Source organism: Mycobacterium sp. SM3041, from assembly GCF_039668335.1.
In the GTDB taxonomy this organism is placed as follows: Bacteria; Actinomycetota; Actinomycetes; order Mycobacteriales; family Mycobacteriaceae; genus Mycobacterium.
The window spans coordinates 1-605 of record NZ_JAYXBQ010000064.1; the positions used below are offsets into that span (position 1 = coordinate 1).

Genomic DNA, 605 nt, shown 5'->3' on the forward strand with positions numbered 1-605 from the left:
GTCCGACCTGTTTTAGAGTCCCGTGGCCCGGTTTCGGGCCGAGAAGGGACGATGACACACATGGCTGGTCGCAAGCGGCATTCGGCGGAGGACATCGTGCGCAAGTTGCGCCGTGCGGATGAGTTGGCTGCCGAGGGCAAGACTGGTGAGGAGATCGCCGCGGAGATCGGTGTTTCGCCGGCGACGTTGTACAACTGGCGCCGCGCTTACGGCGGGATGGACACCGACGCCGCCAAGGAACTCAAGGAGCTGCGGGAGCAGAACGCCCGGCTCAAGCGGCTGCTGGCCGAGGCCGAGCTGGAGAAGGACGCGCTGCGGGAGGTCGCCAAGGGAAAATTCTGAGCCCAGCTGCCAAACGCCGCGCCGTGGACATGCTCAAGGACACGTTGAGTATGTCGGAACGGTTGGCGTGCAAGGTCGTTGGGCTGGCCCGCTCCACCTACCGCAATCTGCCCGTCGCGCAGACCCCGGCCGATCCGGACGCCGTTATGCGGGCCTGGCTGCGGACGTACTCGACCAAACACCCGTGCCACGGGTTCCGCCGTGCCTGGGCGTCGTTGCGGTACGACGAAGGCCGCGTGGTCAACAAGAAGAAGATCCACCGT

The 605-nt window shown here is 65.6% G+C and carries 1 protein-coding gene and 1 pseudogene; both read left to right on the forward strand.

The annotated features are described in order from the left end of the window. The first annotated feature begins 60 nt into the window (after nt 1-60). Nucleotides 61-342 (forward strand): transposase, encoded by a 282-nt coding sequence (locus VXD91_RS20975; RefSeq protein ID WP_346416289.1) that lies wholly within the window; start codon nt 61-63, stop codon nt 340-342. A 50-nt stretch (nt 343-392) separates the two neighbouring features. Continuing rightward, nucleotides 393-605: pseudogene (locus tag VXD91_RS20980) on the forward strand (IS3 family transposase); the annotation flags it as partial.

Excerpts from the sequence above, each read along its gene's own strand:
- VXD91_RS20975 (WP_346416289.1), top strand. The coding sequence starts at position 61 with ATGGCTGGTCGCAAGCGGCATTCGGCGGAGGACATCGTGCGCAAGTTG.